The following is a 19,278-nucleotide window of genomic DNA, read 5'->3' on the forward strand; positions in this document are numbered from 1 at the left end:
CGTAGCGTCAGCAACAAATGTTTTCTGTGCGAAAGCGTAGCGTCAGCAACAAATGTTTTCTGTGCGAAAGCGTAGCGTCAGCAACAAATGTTTTCATGTAGCGAAAGCAAAGCGACAGCTACAAATGTTTTCATGTAGCGAAAGCAAAGCGACAGCTACAAAGCGCCAAGCCGGAACGGAAATCAACCCGTCGTTTTGCCATTGAACTATACTTGATTTAATAAGACACCTTAATTTCATTGACATATTAGTTTTTCAACATTGTGAAGGCTGAGTTATAGAAATTAATATAATTGTGTATGCATGGATTAATTTTAGAGTGTTATGATAGGTGAGTATAAATTGCTATGAGAGGAGAGTTTTGGATTGTTTATTCGATTAACAAAAGAACAACAAGAAACAATAATAGCTGATATTCAACGATTTTTCTATAATAATCGAGATGAGGATATTACAGAATTCGAAGCAGAAAGAGTATTAGATTTTATAAAGGAAAATATTGCTCCGCATATTTATAATGCGGCTATCTCGGATGCAAAATATGTTGTAGAAAGACAATATGCATCGATTGAGGATGAACTTGCAGCATTAGAAAGACCGATTAAAATAAAATAATTTTATTCGAATCAAATAATTGGAAATTTTTGTGATTATATGATATTTTTATCTTGGATTAAAGATAATTTAATTCAAAGTAAAAAATAATGATTTTAATTAACCATCAATGCATTGAATAAAGGAATGGATTCCTGTACAACATGGTTAGGGAAACCGCTTTTAAATTCAAATGAATGATTCGGTCACAATTTGAGGGATGAATGAAGGAGGAGTATATGTTGAAAATTGGGGTTATTTTAGGAAGTACACGTGAGGGACGTTTAAGTCCACAAGTTGGAGAATGGGTAAAGGCAGTAGCTGAAAAACGCGGTGATGCAGAGTATGAAATAATTGATATCGCTGATTTTAAATTACCACTTCTAGGTGAGCCAGGAGGAGATACTTCTGGAGTAGCTGCTTGGTCAGAAAAGGTAGCTGCCTGTGATGGTTTTGTATTTATCGCTGCAGAATATAACCATTCCATTACGGGTGCATTAAAAAATGCGTTAGATTATTTACGTAACGAATGGAATAATAAAGCAGCAGGTATTGTTTCTTACGGTTCTGTTGGTGGTGCAAGAGCAGCTGAACATTTACGTGGTATTCTTGGTGAATTATTAGTAGCAGATGTTCGCGTACATCCTGCTTTATCATTATTTACAGACTTCGAAAACGGCGTGATTAAACCAAAGGATGTACAAACAGATTCAGTAAATCAAATGTTAGATCAACTGATCCCTTGGGCAACAGCATTGAAAACAATTCGATAAGAGTTTTAAGCAGTATGTACAGTAAATTGTGCATATTGCTTTTTTTATGGAAAAACGTTTTAGAATTACTTAGGTTTTTTTATGAGCTTTGTCTCAGCTTCGATGCTTTGAATTTATGAAACTTTTCAAGTGGAAATTCGTATCCATTAATGTGAGTGAATTGGATATTAGAGAAGAAAGATTGGAGTGTAATGTGTGATACAAAGGGACAGCTTTAAAAAGGAAAGGAAAAGAAAAGCATATGAAAATTATTACTGTTCATCATTATGATGCGTTTAGTGTGATACCTAATATGGGGAATCCAGCGGGTGTCGTCGTAGAGGGAGATCAATATAGTGAAATAGAAATGCAAGCGATTGCTAAGCAAGTAGGCTTTAATGAAACAGCTTTTGCGCTAAAATCGGAAAAAGCAGATTTACGTATACGTTATTTCACGCCAGGCCATGAGGTAAATTTATGTGGGCATGCTACGATGGCAACGATTTATGCACTAAAAACAAAAGGAATACTAGTAGATAAGCCAAAAATAACTATTGAGACAAAAGCAGGAATTCTTCCGATTGAAATAAAAGAACAAAAAGCAGGGGAAATTTACATTACTATGCAACATGCAGAGCCTCAGTTTAAAGAATTTAATGGTTCAAAAGCTAAGCTTGCACAATCAATAGGGCTAACAGAGGAAGCGATACACCCTGAATTACCGATAGTATATGGAAGTACAGGAATTTGGACATTGCTAATCCCTATTAAAAATTTAACATATTTTAGTAAAATGACACCGCAATCTGCAGATTTTCCAGCTATCCTAGAAGAAATGCCGAAAGCATCCTTGCATCCTTTTTGCTTAGAGGCATTTGATAATAATGCTGATATGCATGCAAGGCATTTTTCATCTCCTTACTCGGGGACAATTGAAGATATTGCTACAGGTACTGCCTCTGGTGTTATGGGAGCGTATTTTGCAAAGTATATTCAACGACAAGCACAATTACCGAAAACGCTAATCGTCGAACAAGGTCAGGAACTTGGCAAGGATGGACGTGTCCTTGTTCATGTGAATAGTGATGAGGGGAACTTGAATATATCGATCACGGGAACTGCTGTGCATGTGAAGGAACTAAAGGTGCAAATATAATAAGAAGGGCCGCTTAAAGTATTTTCATCACTTAAAAAGCGGCCATTTTTTCTGAAATGTCATCCATTCCATTAATGTTTTATTTCTTCAATAACTTTTTCTTTTAAATCTGCATCCATTGAGGAAAGTTTAACATTATTAGTGAGACGTTCTTTCAATTCTCTATCTGTCATAATACCACGTTCTTCTAGAATTTGAACAAGTAAATCTAACGTCATTAAATTTTTAATTTCTGCTGCTTTTGTATCCAATTTAAATGCCTCCAAAGTATAGTATTTCTACCTCTTTAGTGTACTCCTTTTTTAGAAGGACGGCGTAAAATGGTCAAAACAAAGCAAAAATATTTCGTGTCCCGGAATATATTGAATGATTCTAGCAGTAGTGGAAGACAAGTAATAGCTAGAAATTAGCGACAAATAATTGTAAATGCAATAAAGTAATAAATAATTTCTATTTCAAAAAACTCCTAACAATAGGAGTTTATTTTTCATTATCTATTTAAACCGGTATGTATTTTTGTTAATTAGGAGCTTACTCTCCGTTGATAGAACTTTGTTTTCCGCCGCTAAAGCTATCCACTTCGCCGCTAAAAGTGCTATTTCCGCCGCTAAAGCCGTCCACTTCGCCGCTAAAAGTGCTATTTCCGCCGCTAAAGCCGTCCACTTCGCCGCCAAAACTGCTATTTCCGCCGCTAAAGCCGAAACGGAAATCAACCCCACTCAAAGGTGATGAGCCTCCTAATTACTCATTGAAAATAATGCCTGATACAGAGTTGCAAGCAAAGCAACAAAAAGTGAATCATCTGAGTTAAAAAGCTTAATAGATACACCAGTACGCACAAGTTCAGTTTCTATATTACTAGCGCTTGCTATTTTTTCATCGTTACAATATAAATAGGCGGTTGAGGTAAAATCTTTTTCAAAGCGAAAAGCGAGTCCATCCATTGTAAAATAGTAGGAGGATTCAAGTAATTGAACCGTCTTCCGTTGTATTGGTAAAATGGATCCATCTGGCATAATAAGCTGATGGCTAACCCCCTTTGTTAATAGCGTAGATTGAACTTGAAAAAGTGGTGCACCTAAAGTAGTACGAGTTTCATAGCGATGTGGTAATGACTGTTGTGCAGCAACTAGCATTACCGCGTTGATTACCTTTCCAACGGATGAACGTTCTACCTTTTGTAGCACACAAACCGTCTCATTTTGTTCATTTACAATAGGGATATTTGAAAAGCTTTCAAAAGCTTTTGGGTATGTAAGGGTAAATATAGTCATAAAAAGCCTCCAATCTACTTACTATACGGAGATGCTTTACTTCAGGTTTCATCTTTAACGAAAATTTTGATTAGCAGGTAAATAGGTACATCCAAAGGGATCAATTATGCTGAGACATAATTAATCAATGAAAAAGGCTGACCGAATGTGAATTTTTCACGTCCGGACAGCCTTCATTTTTATGATTGAGGTGTGACTTTTCCTGCAAGAGCACGTTTTTCCTGCTCTGGATCGAATTCTTTTTCCATTTTTGAAACGACAACTGTTGCTACCCCATTACCAATTAAGTTTGTAACGGCGCGAGCCTCTGACATAAAGCGGTCCACCCCGATTAAAAGTGCAATCCCTTCCACTGGAATCATAGGGAATGCTGCTAATGTTGCTGCGAGCGTAATAAAGCCTGATCCTGTTACACCGGCTGCTCCTTTAGAGGTTAGCATTAAAATAGCAAGCAATGTAATTTGATGCCAAATATCTAAATCAACTCCATAAGCTTGTGCGATAAAGATAGCCGCCATGGATAAGTAAATGGACGTACCATCTAAGTTAAAGGAGTACCCCGTTGGAACGACAAGACCAACGACCTGTTTAGAGCAACCATAGTTTTCTAATTTACGCATCATCGAAGGTAGTGCAGACTCTGATGACGATGTCCCAATAACGATAAAAATTTCATCTTTAATATATTTAATAAACTTAAAAATATCGAACCCGAAGTAACGTGTAATTAGGCCGAGGATGACTACGATAAAAATAAACATCGTAACATAAACGGATAACATTAAAAATCCTAAGTTTCCAAGAGATTTAAAACCGAAATTTCCGATTGTGTAGCTCATTGCACCAAATGCACCAATCGGGGAAACCTTCATGACCATATTAACAATTTTAAAGAATATATCTGCTACTTGTTCGAAAAATTTAATAACTGGTTTAGCTGGTTCACCAATAGCAGCAGCCGCTAAGCCAAATAAAACAGCTGAGAATAATACGGGTAATAACTCTCCATTTGCAAGTGCTCCGACAACATTATCAGGAATAATTTGCATAATAAATGCACCAAAGCCATGCTCTGTAGCAGCCGCAGCCTGTGTATATTGAGAAATATCTGCACCGTTTGCAGCAGCTGTATTAAAGCCTTTACCAGGTTTTACAATATTGACAACGATTAAGCCGATTGCTAGTGCGAAAGTAGAGACAATTTCAAAATAAATTAATGCCTTCCCGCCAATTTTACCAACTTTTTTTACATCGCCCATACTACCAATTCCAATAACAACTGTTAAGAAAATGATAGGAGCTATTAACATCTTAATTAATTTAATAAAAATATCTGCTAATATTTTTAACTTCGCTCCGAACTCTGGAAACGTAGCACCTACAATAATACCTAGCACAATGGCAATCAGTACTTGTACAGTTAAGTTTTTAAAATTTATACGCATGAAGTTCTCCCCTTACTCTATTTATGAATATTATGTGAACGCTTTCATGAGGTTTATCATAGCTGAAATTTTCCGACAATAGTTTTTATGACCGTAATGTTTCTATTGTTCATTTTGTTCATTTTTAGTTGGATGGCGAATGAACCTAGGAATAGCAAGGGTTAGGGGCTGTTTTATAGTAGTTTGCAATTTTGGGATCTATTATAATACAAAAGAAAAATCCCCACGTTAGTGAGGATTTTATCATTAATGAACAAAAGTATCGATCTCGTAATAAAGGGGAGTGTAGAAAACTCCCGCTGATTAAAGTTGCACGTTAAGGGGAAACAATTTTTTCAATTTCCGATAAAACATCGTTATTTTGTACATTGTTTCTATAAAAATCATAGACAGGCGCTAGCTTTTCTTTAAAGCGTTGGCGTTCCTTATTGCTCATCGTATAAATCTCGAAATTATCCTGCTGTTCAAGTTTTTGCAAATCTTCTTCGTTCATTTTTACTGCCTGTTTAAATTGCCAGTCTGTTGTTTCTTTCATAGCCTCTATAATCTGTTTTTGGATTTTTAAAGGTAAGGACTTCCAAAACCTTTCGTTCATTAAAACAGTATATCCTAAAATGCCATGATTAGTTAATGTCATATTCTTCTGCACCTTATAGAAACCTTTAGAATAAATATTTGATGATGTGTTTTCCTGAGCATCAATAGTATTCGATTCTAAATCAGTAAAAACCTCGCTAAAAGGAGTCGGGATTGGTGTAGCCCCAACAGCTTCGAATTGCTTTTGAAGAGTTTTACTTGGCATTGTACGGACACGCAAGCCTTTTAAATCTTCAAATTTATGAATAGGGTGATCGACAGAGGTTAATTGTTTAAAGCCATTATGCCAAAAGCCCAGTCCTTTTATGTGAAAAGGTTTAAGCTCGTTTAACAATTGTTCACCGATCGAACCTGTAAGTACCTCATGAACTTCATCATCCGTAGTAAAAAGGTAAGGTAAATCAAGAACCTGCCAATTTGTTATGTAGGATGTCAACTTTGAGAAAGAAGGGATAATCATTTCCACTTCTCCATTTTGCAAAGCTTGAAACTCATTTTCATCATTAAATAAGGAGGAGTTTGGGTAGACGTGTACCTTCACCTCACCATTTGTTTTCTCTTCAACAAGCTCGGCGAATTTACTTGCAGCTTGTCCTTTTGGTGTATTCTCAGCTACAACATGACTTAAATGAATCGTAATTTGTGTATCCAAGCCTTTTTGTTCATCGTCATAGGGGAGGGGTTTGGCGAATAGTAAGCCTTGCTGAACACCAATTGCTATTGTTAATAGTAGAACGGTTGCTATTGTTCCAATAATAAATTTTTTCATCTATTACACCCATTTTATTCGTATTTTCTGATGTTTTTGTTATTCTAACATATGGAGTAAGCTAAAATATAGTAAGAGGGAGGCGTACATCTTGAAATTTCAAAAATTATCGATGAAGAGAAAAATCATGTCTCTGACTTTTTTTATTCTTATGCTCTCCTTTAGTATAGGTGGCACATTTTTGCTAGGGTTCGTAATGAATGAACAAAAGGATAAGCTAGGAAATCAGGCTTTACGTGTGGCAAAAACAGTATCACAACTTCCTGAGCTGAAAACTTACATTTCAAATAATAATTTTAACGAAGCTACGAAACATATTAATCCTGTAGTGGATGAAATACGAGATATAAATGGCGCACAGTATATTGTTGTACTTGATATGCAAAGGCGCAAGTACTCACATCCAAATACAGAGGAAATCGGACAAATCTCGAAGTCAGATGATCTAAACGCTGCGTTTTCTGAGCATTATTATACATCCATCGCACATGGTGAACATGGAAATATGGTACGAGCATTTGTCCCGATCATGAGTAAAGAAGGTAGACAAATAGGTGTAGTAGTAGTAGGCTATAGTGTTTTAACTGTTGCAGAGTTACTACATTCTATTCAAACAGAATTAATGATTACTATCTTATTGTCTCTTTTCTTTAGTGCATGGGGGGCTCATACTTTAGGGCTCCATATGAAAAAGCAAATGTTTGGGCTAGAGCCCCATGAAATTGCTAAAATGTATGTAGAACGAACAGAAACCTTTAACTCAATGCATGAAGGTATTATTGCCATTGATAATGAATTGACAATCACAATATTTAATGAAAAAGCATGTGAAATATTAGGTGTTCACAAACAACCATCCACATTAATAGGGAAGAAAATTTTTGACATATTACCTGATACACGATTACCAGAAATTTTGGAGCTAGATCAACCCATTTTCAATCGTGAGCTCTATATTAATGATAACAGTATTATGAGTAATCGTATTCCTATACAAGTTAATGGAAAAACGGTTGGAGCAGTGGCCATGTTTAAGGATCGTACGGAAGTGAAAAAGCTTGCAGAGGAATTAACCGGTGTTAAGGCATTTGTACAAGCATTACGCGTACAAACACATGAGCATAAAAATAAATTGCACACTATTGCTGGCCTTTTGCAGCTTGGTCATCATGAACAAGCACTTTCTTACTTAACGCAAGTTAAAGAAGAACACGATGAAATTACAAACTTTTTAAATGAACGGATTAAAAATGAAAATATTTCAGGGCTATTGCTTAGTAAAATTTCCTATGCAAAAGAACAGGGAATTCTACTGGAGATTGACAGAGAAAGCCGTTTGACAACATTCCCTAACAATTTAGATCATCATGATTTCGTTATTTTATTTGGTAACTTAATTGAAAATGCTTTTGATGCCTTAAGGGATGTACAAATTGAAGAAAAAATGATCCATGTTTCTGTTGATGAGGATGAGGATGTGCTAGCCATCTTAGTAACGGATAATGGTATAGGCATGACAAATGAAGTAAAGGCACAGATTTTTGATAATGGCTATTCAACAAAAGAAAATAAAGGTCGAGGCATTGGACTTTTCTTGATAAAAGAAATTGTACAGAAAGGAAATGGCGAAATAGAAGTCATAAGTGAACCGCATAAGGGAACAAGCTTTTTAATAACTTTTTATCATACTTAAATAGTTGAAGTAGAAGCGAAAAATTCTATGGGAAAAGCGTGGTGCTCTCTTAGATAGCTTCCTTAAGTGAAAATTTGCACATATAGAGATAGAACAGAGTGTATGGAGGGCTAATAGTGACACAAACAAAGGTTTTATTAATAGAGGACGATCCAATGGTGAGAGAGGTTAATCGCCAATTTATTGAAAAGATAGCTGGATTTGAAGTAATTGGACAGGCTTCAAATGGAGTTGAAGGGATTGCTCAAATTCGAAAACTTAAACCAGATTTAGTATTTATGGATATTTTCATGCCAGAACAGGATGGAGTGACAAGCTTACGAAAAATTCGTGAACTTAAGTTACCAGTAGATGTAATTACGGTAACTGCCGCAAATGATATGGAAACTGTAAAACAGGTCCTGCATCTTGGCGTCTTTGATTATATTATGAAACCTTTTTCATTTGAACGAGTACAAGGAACGCTTGAAAATTATTTGCGCTTTAAAAAACAAATGCAAACTGAACGTGAGCTAACACAAGGCGAGCTTGATCAGTTATTCCATTATCATAGTGGGCATAATGAGGTTCAGCAATCAAATGTCTTACGGTCAGAAAAAAGTTTACCAAAGGGTTTTAATCGTGCAACACTTGAGAAAGTTGTGCACTATTTGCAATCTGTAGAAGGAGCATCTGCAGAAGAAGTTGCCAGTGGTGTAGGTATTGCGCGCGTAACAGCGAGACGATACTTAGATTATTTAGAGAAACAAGAGGAAATTACAATGGATGTTCATTATGGTGGCATTGGTCGTCCAATCAATTATTATTTTAGTAAATAATGAAAAAATCCTGATTGTCAGTTTTGCAATCAGGATTTTTTTAGTTAGTAAGGCATAATTTTTTCAACAGGCTTTGGCGTTTTAATTTTAGGTAAAATTTTATCTAATGTAACTGTACGATTAATGATATGTGTTGATTCATCATTTTCATCGAATTGTTCTAGGAATGAAATAACTTCTTTTACAATTGGTGTTGGCGTTGAAGCACCTGCTGTAACAGCTACGGAATTAATTCCTTTTAACCATTCAATTTTTAGCTCAGAAACGTCTGCAATTCGATAGGATGGTGTCCCTGCTATTTCAACAGACACCTGCGTTAAACGATTCGAGTTATTGGATTTTGGGTCACCAACAACAATAAGTAAATCTGATTCCCCAGCTTGCTGAGCAACTGCCTCTTGACGTACCTGTGTTGCCAAACAAATCTCCTTATGCACTTCAATATGTGGGAATTTCTCTTTTAAACTATCCATTAGATGAGCAACATCCCATTGACTCATCGTCGTTTGATTAGTTACTAGTAATTTATCATTCGTTAAATTTAACGCATCAATATCAAATGATGATTGCACTAAATGGACATGATCTGGTGCAACGCCGATTGCTCCTTCAGGCTCAGGATGACCTTTTTTACCGATATAAATAATATCATAACCATCGGCAGATTTTTCACGAATTAAATCGTGTGTAACTGTTACGTCAGGACATGTAGCATCAATGGATACTAAGCCTTTTCGCTTCGCAATTTCACGAATTTCGGGTGAAACACCATGCGCTGTGAAAATAACAGTGCCAGTTTCAACTTGTTCAATAATTTCTAAACGATTCTCGCCATCTAATGTGATGATGCCATCCTCTTCAAAGGCATCCGTGACATGTTTATTATGCACAATCATACCTAAAATGTAGATAGGTCTTGGTAATGTTTTATCGAGTGCGGCGTTTCGAGCGATGACCATCGCATCAACAACACCGTAGCAATAGCCACGTGGATTAATTTTTAATACTTGCATGGTTGTGACTCCTTTCAAGCTTACCTACCTACATTATAACGGACAGGGACGGCGAATACAAAGAAACGTTCATCTACATAGGTGGCTGAAAAATACGTGGCTTGGATGGAAGTGGGTCAGGAGGATTAAATGATGCACTTTGCCGCGACGCTCTTCGACTTTTAGTAGAAGTTGCTCCTTCGCTCGCCGCTGCTCCAGCTGCCACTGCTCCTGTCCCTGCGGCAGCTCCTGCAGCAGGGAGACCTTGAAATCCTTTATACAATTTTAAAAGTGACGGAATATTTTTTACCATTGGCATTGCTTGCTGAATGTAAGGCGTATATGTTTTCGCAGAGTTAAATAAGTTATTCGCCTGCTGCAAAAATGAACCGATTTTTGAAGGTTCCTGCATTGACGCCATTTGTCCTCCAAATGATCCTATTCCACTGGACATAGGAAAGCCACCCGGCATTCGTGGATTTTGGAAGCCTCCAGGCGGGAAAAAGGACTGCGGTGACATTTGTGGAGGTGTTGGCATTTGCATGGGCATTTGCATGGGCATTTGCATAGGCATTTGCATAGGCATTCTCATGCCACCAGGATACATCGGGAACTGTGGTCTAAATACCATAACGATCTCCTTTCGATAGTGATTTATCATTGATGACATACCTGATTATAAATATGATATGCAGAAGGGTAAGTTAGCGTTCGACACGCACAAATAAATAACTAGGGCGATTGTAAACGCATCTCACTATATCCTGTAAGGTTTACTTATTTCATATCGTAGTCAATATGTAGTTGAAATTCTTAAAAACTACACATTTTTTTCACTTTTCTGGCCGATCGTAAGAGTATAATGTTATGTTGGTAATTCATTATCTTTGAAAAAGATGATTTTTGAAAGTTAATTAAGTGAAATATATTACATTAATGTAAATAAATTGTTAAAATATTCTTGCTAGACTAAAATAGCAGAGGTTAAAAATAGGAGGTATTCTGTGACAATTAAGGTTAGAAGTATAGTGTCATTTGGTCTTATCGTAATATTAGTTTTAATAATGGGGATTTTCCAAGAACAAAATGCCAAATCCCAACTTGAGCAAGTACATTTAATGAAAGAAAAAACACTTCAAACGACATTACTAGCAGATGAGATGAAGTTGTCGGTAGTACAGGTTCAGCAGTATTTGACTGATATTAGTGCCACAAGAGCACTCAATAATTTAGATGATGGATTTGAGCAAGCAGAAAAATATAGCAAAGTTTTTTATCAGAATTTGGAGAAACTGAAAAATTTGCATTCGGAGGATCAGAAAAGATTAGAATCGATTAAAGTAGCGTTTGATGAGTATTATAGTACTGGTCAGAAAATGGCTAATAGCTATATTCAAGGTGGACCTGAGCTAGGGAATAAAATTATGCTAGAATTTGACACTACATCGGTTGAGATTAATGAAAAAGTAGATATGTTTCAGCAAGAAAACATTACAGAAATACAAAACTCTTTAGCGAATGTTGAAAAACTCATTGATGATAATATGCAGTGGTTCTTATGGATGTTCATCATTATTGTAATTATTTGTATAGTAGTTGGGGTTGTATTTGCACGTTCCATTGTTGTTCCTGTAAAAAAGCTAACTTCTGCAGCTAAGGTAATTGCTAAAGGAGATTTATGTCAAAAGGATATTGAAGTCAGGGCAAAGGATGAAATTAAAGATTTGGCAGATTCTTTTAATGTGATGAAGTCTAATTTACATTCACTAATACATAGCATGACCGTAAATGTTGAGCATACAACATCAGCAGCTGAACAATTAGCAGCAAGTACAGATGAAATTTCACATTCATCTCATGATATTGCAAACCTCGTAGAGAGAATGGCCATCAGTGATAATCAAGCAGCTGCTACTGGTCGTGAAAGTTCGGTAGCAATGGATGAAACAGCACAAGGGGTTCAACGTATAGCAGAGGCTACTCAAATGCTTCATTCTAAAGCAGTAGACACACAATCTATTGCAAACGATGGAGAAAAAACGTTGCATATCGCAGAAAACCAAATGTCGATTATCCAACAATCTTCAAATACAACAAATGAACGTATTAAGAAGCTAAGCACACAATCGGCTGAGATCGTTAATATAACGAAAGTAATAACTGAGATTACTGAGCAAACAAATCTTCTAGCACTAAATGCTGCGATTGAGGCGGCTCGTGCAGGAGAGCATGGCAAAGGCTTTGCGGTCGTGGCAGATGAAGTTCGCAAATTAGCTGAGGAATCCAAAACATCTGCTAATCAAATAGTGGATGTAATCGAACTTATTCAGCAAGAAACGAAAGAAGTAGAAAAGGCGGTAAGTGTAACTGTAGTGAATGTGGATGAGGGTGTCACATTTATTCAAAATGCGCAAAATTCCTTCGATGAAATTTTACATGCGATTGGTGATATGACATCTCAAATCGAGGACGTGTCAGCTTCTACACAACAAATTTCAGCAAGTATTGAAGAAATGGCAGCATCGGTCAATGAAATGTCTTCTTCTGCCGTTCATGCCGCAGAGCAATCTGATACAATTGCATCGACAATAGAAGAGCAAGCTGCAACCATTCAAGAAATTAATGCAGTTGCAAAATCATTAAGTGACGAAGCGGTGTCCGTGAAGGAAGAAATCAATAAATTTAAGATTTAACGATAGGGGACTATAGTGGACAAGACACTATAGTCTTTTTAATCATACTCTAGTACGTTAGATAAGAAAACTTAAAAAAGCGAGGTAGCCTCCAAAGGATTTGGAACTACCTCGCTTTATTTTCTACAAATTTATTTATGGGTAACATCATTCAGTTTAGAAGGAGGGGCACAGACGTTAGAAGAACAACTCTTCTGTAATGAGCATGCTGCGCATTTGCCCTTCTTCTGCTTTTTAATGCTCTTATATAAGGTAATACCAGCATAGCCAAATATAATAGAACCGATTAAGATATTAATTAATAAAGTCATTCTCTACACCTCACATCAATAAATTCCCAATACCATAAATCATAAGTGCAATAAGGTAAGCTACAACAAACGGATATATTGTTGCAAATAGAGTCCATTTCACAGACTGTGTTTCCCTTTTTATTGCACCTACTGTGGCTAAACAAGGCATATAAAGTAAAACAAAGGCCAAGAATGTATAGGCGCTTAAAGCAGTAAAATGAGTTGTCATTGTAGACGATAAGACACCTTCACTTACGCCATAAATAATCGCCATTGTCGAAACAATCACTTCTTTTGCTAGGAATCCAGCAATAAGGGATGCACCGGCTTGCCATGTTCCAAAGCCAAGTGGGATAAACAACACACCAAAAGCGCCTCCAATAATTGCTAAAAAGCTGTCATCCATATTGACATTAGCACCATGTGGTCCTAAATAAGAAAGAAGCCAAATAATAACGGAACCAGCAAAGATTATAGTACCAGCTTTGCGGAAAAATCCTTTTCCTTTTTCCCAAGTGGAACGCCAAAGTGTTTTAAGCTGTGGTACATGATAGGCTGGTAATTCAACAATAAAAACTGAAGTTTCATTTTTTAAAATTGTCATAGATAATAATTTTGTTACAATAAGCGCTACCACAATACCCATAACATATAGGGAGAATACTACTAACGATTGATGTGCAGAAAAGAAAGCTGCACCGAATAAAGCGTATACAGGTAACCTTGCTGAGCAGCTCATAAACGGTGCAACAAGAATTGTTAAAAGTCGTTCTTTTGGCTGTTCAATTGTTCTCGCAGCCATTACACCTGGAACGTTACATCCGAAGCTTACAATCATAGGTATAAATGCCTTGCCATTTAAGCCGAAAAATTCCATAAGACGATCCATAACAACAGCAATTCTCGCCATATATCCTGAATCTTCTAATAGTGAAATAAAGAAAAATAGGACAAAGATTTGTGGAATGAAAACTAAGACGCCGCCAACACCTGCAATGATCCCATCACATATTAAATTAATAATAAAAGGGGCTGCACCAATAGCTTCTAAGCCCTGAGTAACCGTATCTGTTAGAGGGCCACCAACAAAGCCATCCAAGAAATCCGAAAGCGGGGTACCGATCCATGCAAACGTTGCTTGAAACATTAAAAACATAAGCGCTAAGAAAATCGGAATACCTAAAATCGGATGTGTTAGAATTTTATCAACTTTCTCTGACCATTGTGTTTCACTTTTCTCTTGTATGATTACTTCGCTGTAGATATTAGAAATATACAAATCACGTTTTTTAGCAATAGCCTTATTTAATGGCTCACCTATTTGCTTCTCTAAAGCATCTCGCATTGCAGCAAGCTGTTCAAAGTATTCCTTTTCTTTCAAATAAGCGTCAACAGCTTCATTTCCCATTAAAAATTGAATGGTACACCATCTTCTTTGTTCCTCAGGAATATACTGTAACAAGGCTTCCATTTTTGCGATACCTTCTTCAATTAGGTCATCGTAGGTTAATGTAAAACGTTGTTGAGTACGATCTGAGGCTTGAATCGCGGCATAAATACCTTCGATACCTTTCCCGGTACGAGCACTTATTGGAATAACAGGTACTCCCAAAGAACTCTGTAATTTCTCGACATCAATTGATATGCCTTTCTTTTTCGCAACGTCTATCATATTTAAACAAACGAAAACAGGCTTTCTAAGTTCAAGTATATCCACAGTTAATTGCATATTTCGTTCGAAATTAGAGGCATCGATAATATTTAAAATTCCATCTACCTGATCTTCGAGTAAAAATGTAGTAACAACACTTTCATCTCTTGAAATGGGGTTAAGAGTATATACACCAGGTAAATCAATAATTTCCTTTTGTAGTTTTTTTACTTGTCCTACTTTTTTTTCAACGGTTACACCACTCCAATTGCCAACGTATTCATATGAATTTGTCAACGTATTGAACAATGATGTTTTACCGATATTGGGGTTTCCTATTAAAGCTAATCTACTCATACTTGTTCGACCTTTATATCCATCAAATCTTTTTTTCTAAGTCCGATTTTCTGTCCTTGACATTCCAATATACAAGCTCCAGAAAACCATCCTTTTTGGACCATACAAATTTGACAGCCTTCCTTTATACCAAAAGCATTTAATCGTTTACATAAAAGAGTGTCAATTTGATGAAGATCTTTCACTTTAACTTTTTCACCCAATTGAACCGCGTGAAGGTTCATAAGATCTACCTACTTTCATTGTGAGTGATAATCATTATCAAATAAATAGTATCACTTTTTATCCTGTCTATCAATAATAAGTTTACTGTTTAAAGTAATATTGGATTAGCAAAGTTAAAGCAAAATCAAACCTTATTCTTCATCATGACAACGAAGCATCCTGTACCCAACGCGGACATGTGTCTGGATTAACTTTGGGTTAGCTGGATTGTCCTCTATTTTCTTTCGAAGAGTAGCCATAAAAACTCTTAGACTTGGAACGTCCGATTGAAGTGCGTTGTGCCAAATTTCCTTTAAAATAAAATTATGTGTTAAAACTTTACCGACATGCTTTGATAAAATAACTAAGAGTTTATATTCAATAGGTGTTAAATGTACTTCTTTTCCATTTACAAACACTGTATTTGCTGCGTAGTTTATTTGTAAATGACCATTTACAAAGACAGAGTGTTCATTTTCTAACTGATGCTCAAAAGACATTCTTCTCAAAGCTACTCGAATTCGGGCTAATAGCTCTTCAACACTGAAAGGCTTTGTAACATAATCGTCTGCACCGGCATCTAAAGCATTGATTTTATCGTGCTCTTCGCCACGTGCACTAACTACGATAATAGGTGTTTGAGTCCAGCTTCTAATTTTCGTTATAAGCTCGACACCGTCTATGTCTGGTAGTCCTAAATCCAAAATAAAAACATCTGGTTTCATGACGAGAGCCTTTTGTAGTGCGCTGTTACCATCTCGTGCAATATCGAATTCATAATGTTGTGTAGCTAAAGTCATTTTAATTAAATTGCCAATGGCTACATCATCTTCTATTACAAGAATTCGTTTATTCATCAAATTTCATTACTCCTTTTGGCGCATCACCATAACGTGAGGTTGATTTCCGTTCCGACTGGGCGCTTTTATCGCTGCCGCTTCGCTTTCGCGCAGAAAAGCTTCCTGGGGGCGTCTGATGAGCCGCTTGGGCCGACACGATGTTGGTCACGAAGGCGTTATCACAGGACGTGATGCTCTTAGCCTTCGTTCCTCTAAATCACTGATCCCCAAGGAGTCGCCCATTTTCCACTCCAATCAACTTATATAAACGACATATTTTTAATAAATGTCATTCCTAACTTTTGGTAATGGACCTTTTTTCAGTGTAAAGTTAAAAATCGTTCCTTTAGGTTTATTATCTGAAACAGTTATTTCACTATCATGTAATTTTAATATAGTCTGACAGAGCGCTAAGCCTAAACCCAAGCCTCTTCGACTATCGCTACGCTGTACTTTTCCGGTAGTAAATGGCTCAAAGAGGCTGTTTTTTATAGCATCATCAATGCCAGGTCCATCATCAGAAATGCTAAAGTGTACTAAACGTTCAGATTCTTTTACCTTAATACTAATAACACTACCTGAGGGAGTGTAAGTCAATGCATTATCAATAATATTAATTAGAACTTGAATAATCAGTCGCGCATCCATTAAAGCAAATAAAAATTCTGGTTCAATATGATAGGATATTTCATGTGTATTGTTTAGACGAACGACATGGGTTAGTGCCTCTTGAATAATATCTTCTACAAGTTCTAATTGCATTTCCAAAGCAAATTGTCCATCTTCTAACTTAGACACAGCAAGTAAATTTTCAACCATTTGTACAAGCCATTTCGAATTTTTATAAATATCCTCATATATTTTGCTTTTTTCATCCTCTCGAATTTGTGATGCATTGGATAGTAATATATCTGCATTACCAGAAATAGCAGTTAGTGGTGTTCTTAAATCATGAGAAACTGCGCGCAAAAGGTTTGCTCGCATTTGTTCCATTTCAGCTTCTCTAGCTACTTCTTCATTGAGTTTTTGTAAATACCATTTATCAAGTGCGAAAGAAAAATCATTGATAATGGCATGCAAAATATTACGCTCAAATGCAGGTAATGCTAATTGTTTTGATAGTGCAATGCCAATAACACCCTTAACATTTCCGTTAGAAATAACAGGTAAATAATAGGCATTCACTTCAGGAAATATATCAGTAGACACTCCTGCTACATGCTTATTATTTATGACCCAGCTAACTACACCATGTTCATTCGGATTCTCAAATAGGGAAGCTTTCTTTTTATTTTCAATGCTAGACATGCTCTCGGAACGGAAAAAAATAGATTTCACAACTAAATTATTCTCTATTTCAAAAAATTGTACTGGTTTTTCTACTAATTTAACGATTTGTGACATGCCTTCGGTAATAATTTCTTCTATTGACTTAGCATGTTGAAGCCTGCGATTTGTATCAAGGAGCACCTCCATTCGATAAGATTTACGAACAGCTACAATGGTTTGCTCCTTTATTTTTTTTGTTAAGCTACTTGTAATCACTCCTGAAAGGAACATGATAATAAAGGTTATCGGATAGTCGCGATGATAGGCCTCAAATGAAAAACGTGGTTCTGTAAATAAATAATTAAAAAGCAGGACTGCTATGCTGGAGCTAATGATGCTCATCAGCCATCCTGATGACCAAATGGCGAGAATTAAGACACCTAAAATATAGATCGTGATAATATTCGAATCACTTACACCAATTGTATAGAAGTACAACCCGATAATTGATGCTATCGCAAACACAATGATCATTTTAAATATATCAAGCCATTCAATTGACAACTTATTTTTCACATTAGGAAAGTAAAATTGTTCATTTTCCTGATCTGGTACTATGTGAATTGCTAAATTCGGCACCAACTCGTTTAGTCGATCGCTGATTTTTGTGCTTGATTGCCACCATTTTTTTCTCATGCTAGTTCTACCAATGACAAATTTAGTGACACCACTAATTTGTGCATAATTGGCTAGAGCAGCAGCTACATCATCTTCCTGAACTATTACGACATGGCCGCCAAGCTGTTCAACAAGTTTTATATGCTGCTGAAGCCGTTCAGAATTAGCGTTATTCCTATCATGCTCCTGTACGTTTTGAACGTAAAGAGCTGTAAATTTCCCATGTAATGCCTGTGCAAGTCGCGCGGTAGTTCGAATAACCTTGGCATTAGTAGGAGAGCTACTAATACCAACAAGTAAATGCTCTTCGATTTGTACAGATTGCTTCATAGATTCACTGCTGTTAATCTGCTTATAGTTAATCGTATCTGCAGCTCTCCGTAGTGCAATTTCTCGAAGGGATACTAAATTTTGTTTACGAAAAAAAGATTGCAACGCTTTTTCAGCTTGTTGTTTTACATAAATTTTTCCTTCTTGTAAGCGTTGGATTAACTCATCTGGTTCAATATCGACAATCTTTATTTGTGCAGCTTGATCAATTAAATAATCTGGAATACGCTCTCGTACTTTTATTCCGGTTATTTCCTCTACTAAATCGTGTAGACTTTCAATATGTTGAATGTTTACTGTTGTATAGACATGAATACCTTTTGCAAGTAATTCCTCTACATCTCCAAAACGTTTTTTGTGACGCATCGTTGGAACGTTGGTATGTGCTAATTCATCAATAAGGATAATTTCCGGCTTGCGCTTCAGCACTGCATCAATATCTAATTCCTGAAAAGGTTTCCCCTTATAAATTGTTTTTTTCGTAGGGATTTGCTCAAGCCCTTCGAGTAAAGCTAACGTATCTGGACGAGGATGTGGTTCAACATAGCCAACAACCACATCTTTACCAAGTTTCTGTGCTTGATGTGCTGCATCTAGCATTGCATAAGTTTTACCTACTCCAGCAGCATAACCAAGAAAGATCTTTAGTTTTCCTGCAAATTGTTCCTCCTGTTGAAGCCTCGCTAAAAACGTCTCTGGAGTTGGACGTGTATTTTCCATCCTCTTTCACCTCATTTGTATTATAGCGTTATCTGCCATTAAGAAAGTGTTAAGATTTTCGCTCTTTATAGTTTCTTAATAAAAAAAGCGAATTCCTAACACTACATTAATTTGAAAGTCAGTATGATGAGAGCATCCTAATTGGAAGAGGGGT

Annotated in this window: 18 protein-coding genes; 6 read left to right on the forward strand and 12 right to left on the reverse strand. The window is 36.4% G+C overall.

Annotation, left to right across the window (positions count from 1 at the left end):
- The first annotated feature begins 366 nt into the window (after nt 1–366).
- The 3 genes from ACQKMV_RS19800 (at nt 367) to ACQKMV_RS19810 (ending at nt 2,502) form a co-directional block, all read left to right on the forward strand.
- Entirely contained in the window at nt 367–615 is a 249-nt protein-coding gene (locus ACQKMV_RS19800) for a DUF2164 domain-containing protein (RefSeq protein ID WP_053484638.1), read from the forward strand.
- Between the two features lie 218 nt (nt 616–833).
- The gene (locus ACQKMV_RS19805; protein ID WP_427505994.1) at nt 834–1,367 is read left to right on the forward strand and encodes an NADPH-dependent FMN reductase; all 534 of its coding nucleotides are present in this window, start codon (nt 834–836) and stop codon (nt 1,365–1,367) included.
- 241 nt (nt 1,368–1,608) lie between these two features.
- Nucleotides 1,609–2,502, forward strand: coding sequence for a PhzF family phenazine biosynthesis isomerase (locus tag ACQKMV_RS19810; RefSeq protein WP_427505995.1), 894 nt, complete (start codon nt 1,609–1,611; stop codon nt 2,500–2,502).
- Nucleotides 2,503–2,573: 71 nt separating this feature from the next.
- Here ACQKMV_RS19810 and ACQKMV_RS19815 read toward each other — a convergent pair whose 3' ends face one another.
- From ACQKMV_RS19815 to ACQKMV_RS19835, 5 genes are all read right to left on the reverse strand, one after another.
- A complete protein-coding gene (locus ACQKMV_RS19815) occupies nt 2,574–2,753 on the reverse strand; it encodes a hypothetical protein (RefSeq protein ID WP_415731405.1) in 180 nt (59 codons plus the stop codon).
- Between the two features lie 280 nt (nt 2,754–3,033).
- Entirely contained in the window at nt 3,034–3,225 is a 192-nt protein-coding gene (locus tag ACQKMV_RS19820; protein WP_427505997.1) for a hypothetical protein, read from the reverse strand.
- A 14-nt stretch (nt 3,226–3,239) separates the two neighbouring features.
- Complete coding sequence (locus tag ACQKMV_RS19825) at nt 3,240–3,776, reverse strand: tubby C-terminal domain-like protein (protein WP_427505998.1); 537 nt, start codon at nt 3,774–3,776, stop codon at nt 3,240–3,242.
- 179 nt (nt 3,777–3,955) lie between these two features.
- Nucleotides 3,956–5,221 carry a dicarboxylate/amino acid:cation symporter gene (locus ACQKMV_RS19830; protein WP_427506000.1) on the reverse strand — a complete coding sequence of 422 codons (1,266 nt, stop codon included), beginning with the start codon at nt 5,219–5,221 and terminating at the stop codon, nt 3,956–3,958.
- A gap of 316 nt (nt 5,222–5,537) precedes the next feature.
- Nucleotides 5,538–6,587 carry a TRAP transporter substrate-binding protein gene (locus ACQKMV_RS19835; protein ID WP_427506002.1) on the reverse strand — a complete coding sequence of 350 codons (1,050 nt, stop codon included), beginning with the start codon at nt 6,585–6,587 and terminating at the stop codon, nt 5,538–5,540.
- Nucleotides 6,588–6,699: 112 nt separating this feature from the next.
- Between ACQKMV_RS19835 and ACQKMV_RS19840 the strand changes: the two genes are divergently transcribed.
- Both ACQKMV_RS19840 and ACQKMV_RS19845 read left to right on the forward strand, forming a co-directional pair.
- On the forward strand, nt 6,700–8,280 hold the full coding sequence (locus ACQKMV_RS19840) for an ATP-binding protein (RefSeq protein ID WP_427506073.1): 1,581 nt from the start codon (nt 6,700–6,702) through the stop codon (nt 8,278–8,280).
- 116 nt (nt 8,281–8,396) lie between these two features.
- Complete coding sequence (locus ACQKMV_RS19845) at nt 8,397–9,098, forward strand: response regulator (protein ID WP_427506003.1); 702 nt, start codon at nt 8,397–8,399, stop codon at nt 9,096–9,098.
- A 44-nt stretch (nt 9,099–9,142) separates the two neighbouring features.
- On the opposite strand, the gene ACQKMV_RS19850 is transcribed toward ACQKMV_RS19845, so the two are convergent.
- Nucleotides 9,143–10,111, reverse strand: a complete 969-nt coding sequence (locus ACQKMV_RS19850) for a 4-hydroxy-3-methylbut-2-enyl diphosphate reductase (RefSeq protein ID WP_427506005.1) — start codon at nt 10,109–10,111, stop codon at nt 9,143–9,145.
- Between the two features lie 73 nt (nt 10,112–10,184).
- Entirely contained in the window at nt 10,185–10,721 is a 537-nt protein-coding gene (vrrA, locus tag ACQKMV_RS19855) for a VrrA/YqfQ family protein (protein WP_427506006.1), read from the reverse strand.
- 373 nt (nt 10,722–11,094) lie between these two features.
- Between vrrA and ACQKMV_RS19860 the strand changes: the two genes are divergently transcribed.
- The gene (locus ACQKMV_RS19860; RefSeq protein ID WP_427506007.1) at nt 11,095–12,783 is read left to right on the forward strand and encodes a methyl-accepting chemotaxis protein; all 1,689 of its coding nucleotides are present in this window, start codon (nt 11,095–11,097) and stop codon (nt 12,781–12,783) included.
- 131 nt (nt 12,784–12,914) lie between these two features.
- Here the strand turns inward: ACQKMV_RS19860 and ACQKMV_RS19865 are convergent, their stop codons facing one another.
- The 5 genes from ACQKMV_RS19865 to ACQKMV_RS19885 form a co-directional block, all read right to left on the reverse strand.
- A complete protein-coding gene (locus tag ACQKMV_RS19865) occupies nt 12,915–13,094 on the reverse strand; it encodes a FeoB-associated Cys-rich membrane protein (RefSeq protein WP_427506008.1) in 180 nt (59 codons plus the stop codon).
- 10 nt (nt 13,095–13,104) lie between these two features.
- Entirely contained in the window at nt 13,105–15,084 is a 1,980-nt protein-coding gene (feoB, locus tag ACQKMV_RS19870; RefSeq protein ID WP_427506009.1) for a ferrous iron transport protein B, read from the reverse strand.
- The gene (locus ACQKMV_RS19875) at nt 15,081–15,308 is read right to left on the reverse strand and encodes a FeoA family protein (protein WP_427423202.1); all 228 of its coding nucleotides are present in this window, start codon (nt 15,306–15,308) and stop codon (nt 15,081–15,083) included. The genes feoB and ACQKMV_RS19875 overlap by 4 nt, the downstream gene beginning before the upstream one ends.
- Nucleotides 15,309–15,440: 132 nt before the next feature.
- Nucleotides 15,441–16,145 carry a response regulator transcription factor gene (locus ACQKMV_RS19880; RefSeq protein ID WP_427506011.1) on the reverse strand — a complete coding sequence of 235 codons (705 nt, stop codon included), beginning with the start codon at nt 16,143–16,145 and terminating at the stop codon, nt 15,441–15,443.
- A 261-nt stretch (nt 16,146–16,406) separates the two neighbouring features.
- Nucleotides 16,407–19,124 (reverse strand): DUF4118 domain-containing protein, encoded by a 2,718-nt coding sequence (locus ACQKMV_RS19885; protein WP_427506013.1) that lies wholly within the window; start codon nt 19,122–19,124, stop codon nt 16,407–16,409.
- Nucleotides 19,125–19,278: the final 154 nt, after the last annotated feature.

Source organism: Lysinibacillus sp. NPDC094403 (assembly GCF_050278745.1).
Classification (GTDB): domain Bacteria; phylum Bacillota; class Bacilli; order Bacillales_A; family Planococcaceae; genus Lysinibacillus.

Excerpts from the sequence above, each read along its gene's own strand:
- ACQKMV_RS19805 (WP_427505994.1), top strand. The coding sequence starts at position 834 with ATGTTGAAAATTGGGGTTATTTTAGGAAGTACACGTGAGGGACGTTTA.
- ACQKMV_RS19810 (WP_427505995.1), top strand. The coding sequence starts at position 1,609 with ATGAAAATTATTACTGTTCATCATTATGATGCGTTTAGTGTGATACCT.
- ACQKMV_RS19825 (WP_427505998.1), bottom strand. The coding sequence starts at position 3,776 with ATGACTATATTTACCCTTACATACCCAAAAGCTTTTGAAAGCTTTTCA.
- ACQKMV_RS19830 (WP_427506000.1), bottom strand. The coding sequence starts at position 5,221 with ATGCGTATAAATTTTAAAAACTTAACTGTACAAGTACTGATTGCCATT.
- ACQKMV_RS19835 (WP_427506002.1), bottom strand. The coding sequence starts at position 6,587 with ATGAAAAAATTTATTATTGGAACAATAGCAACCGTTCTACTATTAACA.
- ACQKMV_RS19840 (WP_427506073.1), top strand. The coding sequence starts at position 6,700 with ATGAAGAGAAAAATCATGTCTCTGACTTTTTTTATTCTTATGCTCTCC.
- ACQKMV_RS19850 (WP_427506005.1), bottom strand. The coding sequence starts at position 10,111 with ATGCAAGTATTAAAAATTAATCCACGTGGCTATTGCTACGGTGTTGTT.
- vrrA (WP_427506006.1), bottom strand. The coding sequence starts at position 10,721 with ATGGTATTTAGACCACAGTTCCCGATGTATCCTGGTGGCATGAGAATG.
- ACQKMV_RS19865 (WP_427506008.1), bottom strand. The coding sequence starts at position 13,094 with ATGACTTTATTAATTAATATCTTAATCGGTTCTATTATATTTGGCTAT.
- feoB (WP_427506009.1), bottom strand. The coding sequence starts at position 15,084 with ATGAGTAGATTAGCTTTAATAGGAAACCCCAATATCGGTAAAACATCA.
- ACQKMV_RS19875 (WP_427423202.1), bottom strand. The coding sequence starts at position 15,308 with ATGAACCTTCACGCGGTTCAATTGGGTGAAAAAGTTAAAGTGAAAGAT.
- ACQKMV_RS19880 (WP_427506011.1), bottom strand. The coding sequence starts at position 16,145 with ATGAATAAACGAATTCTTGTAATAGAAGATGATGTAGCCATTGGCAAT.
- ACQKMV_RS19885 (WP_427506013.1), bottom strand. The coding sequence starts at position 19,124 with ATGGAAAATACACGTCCAACTCCAGAGACGTTTTTAGCGAGGCTTCAA.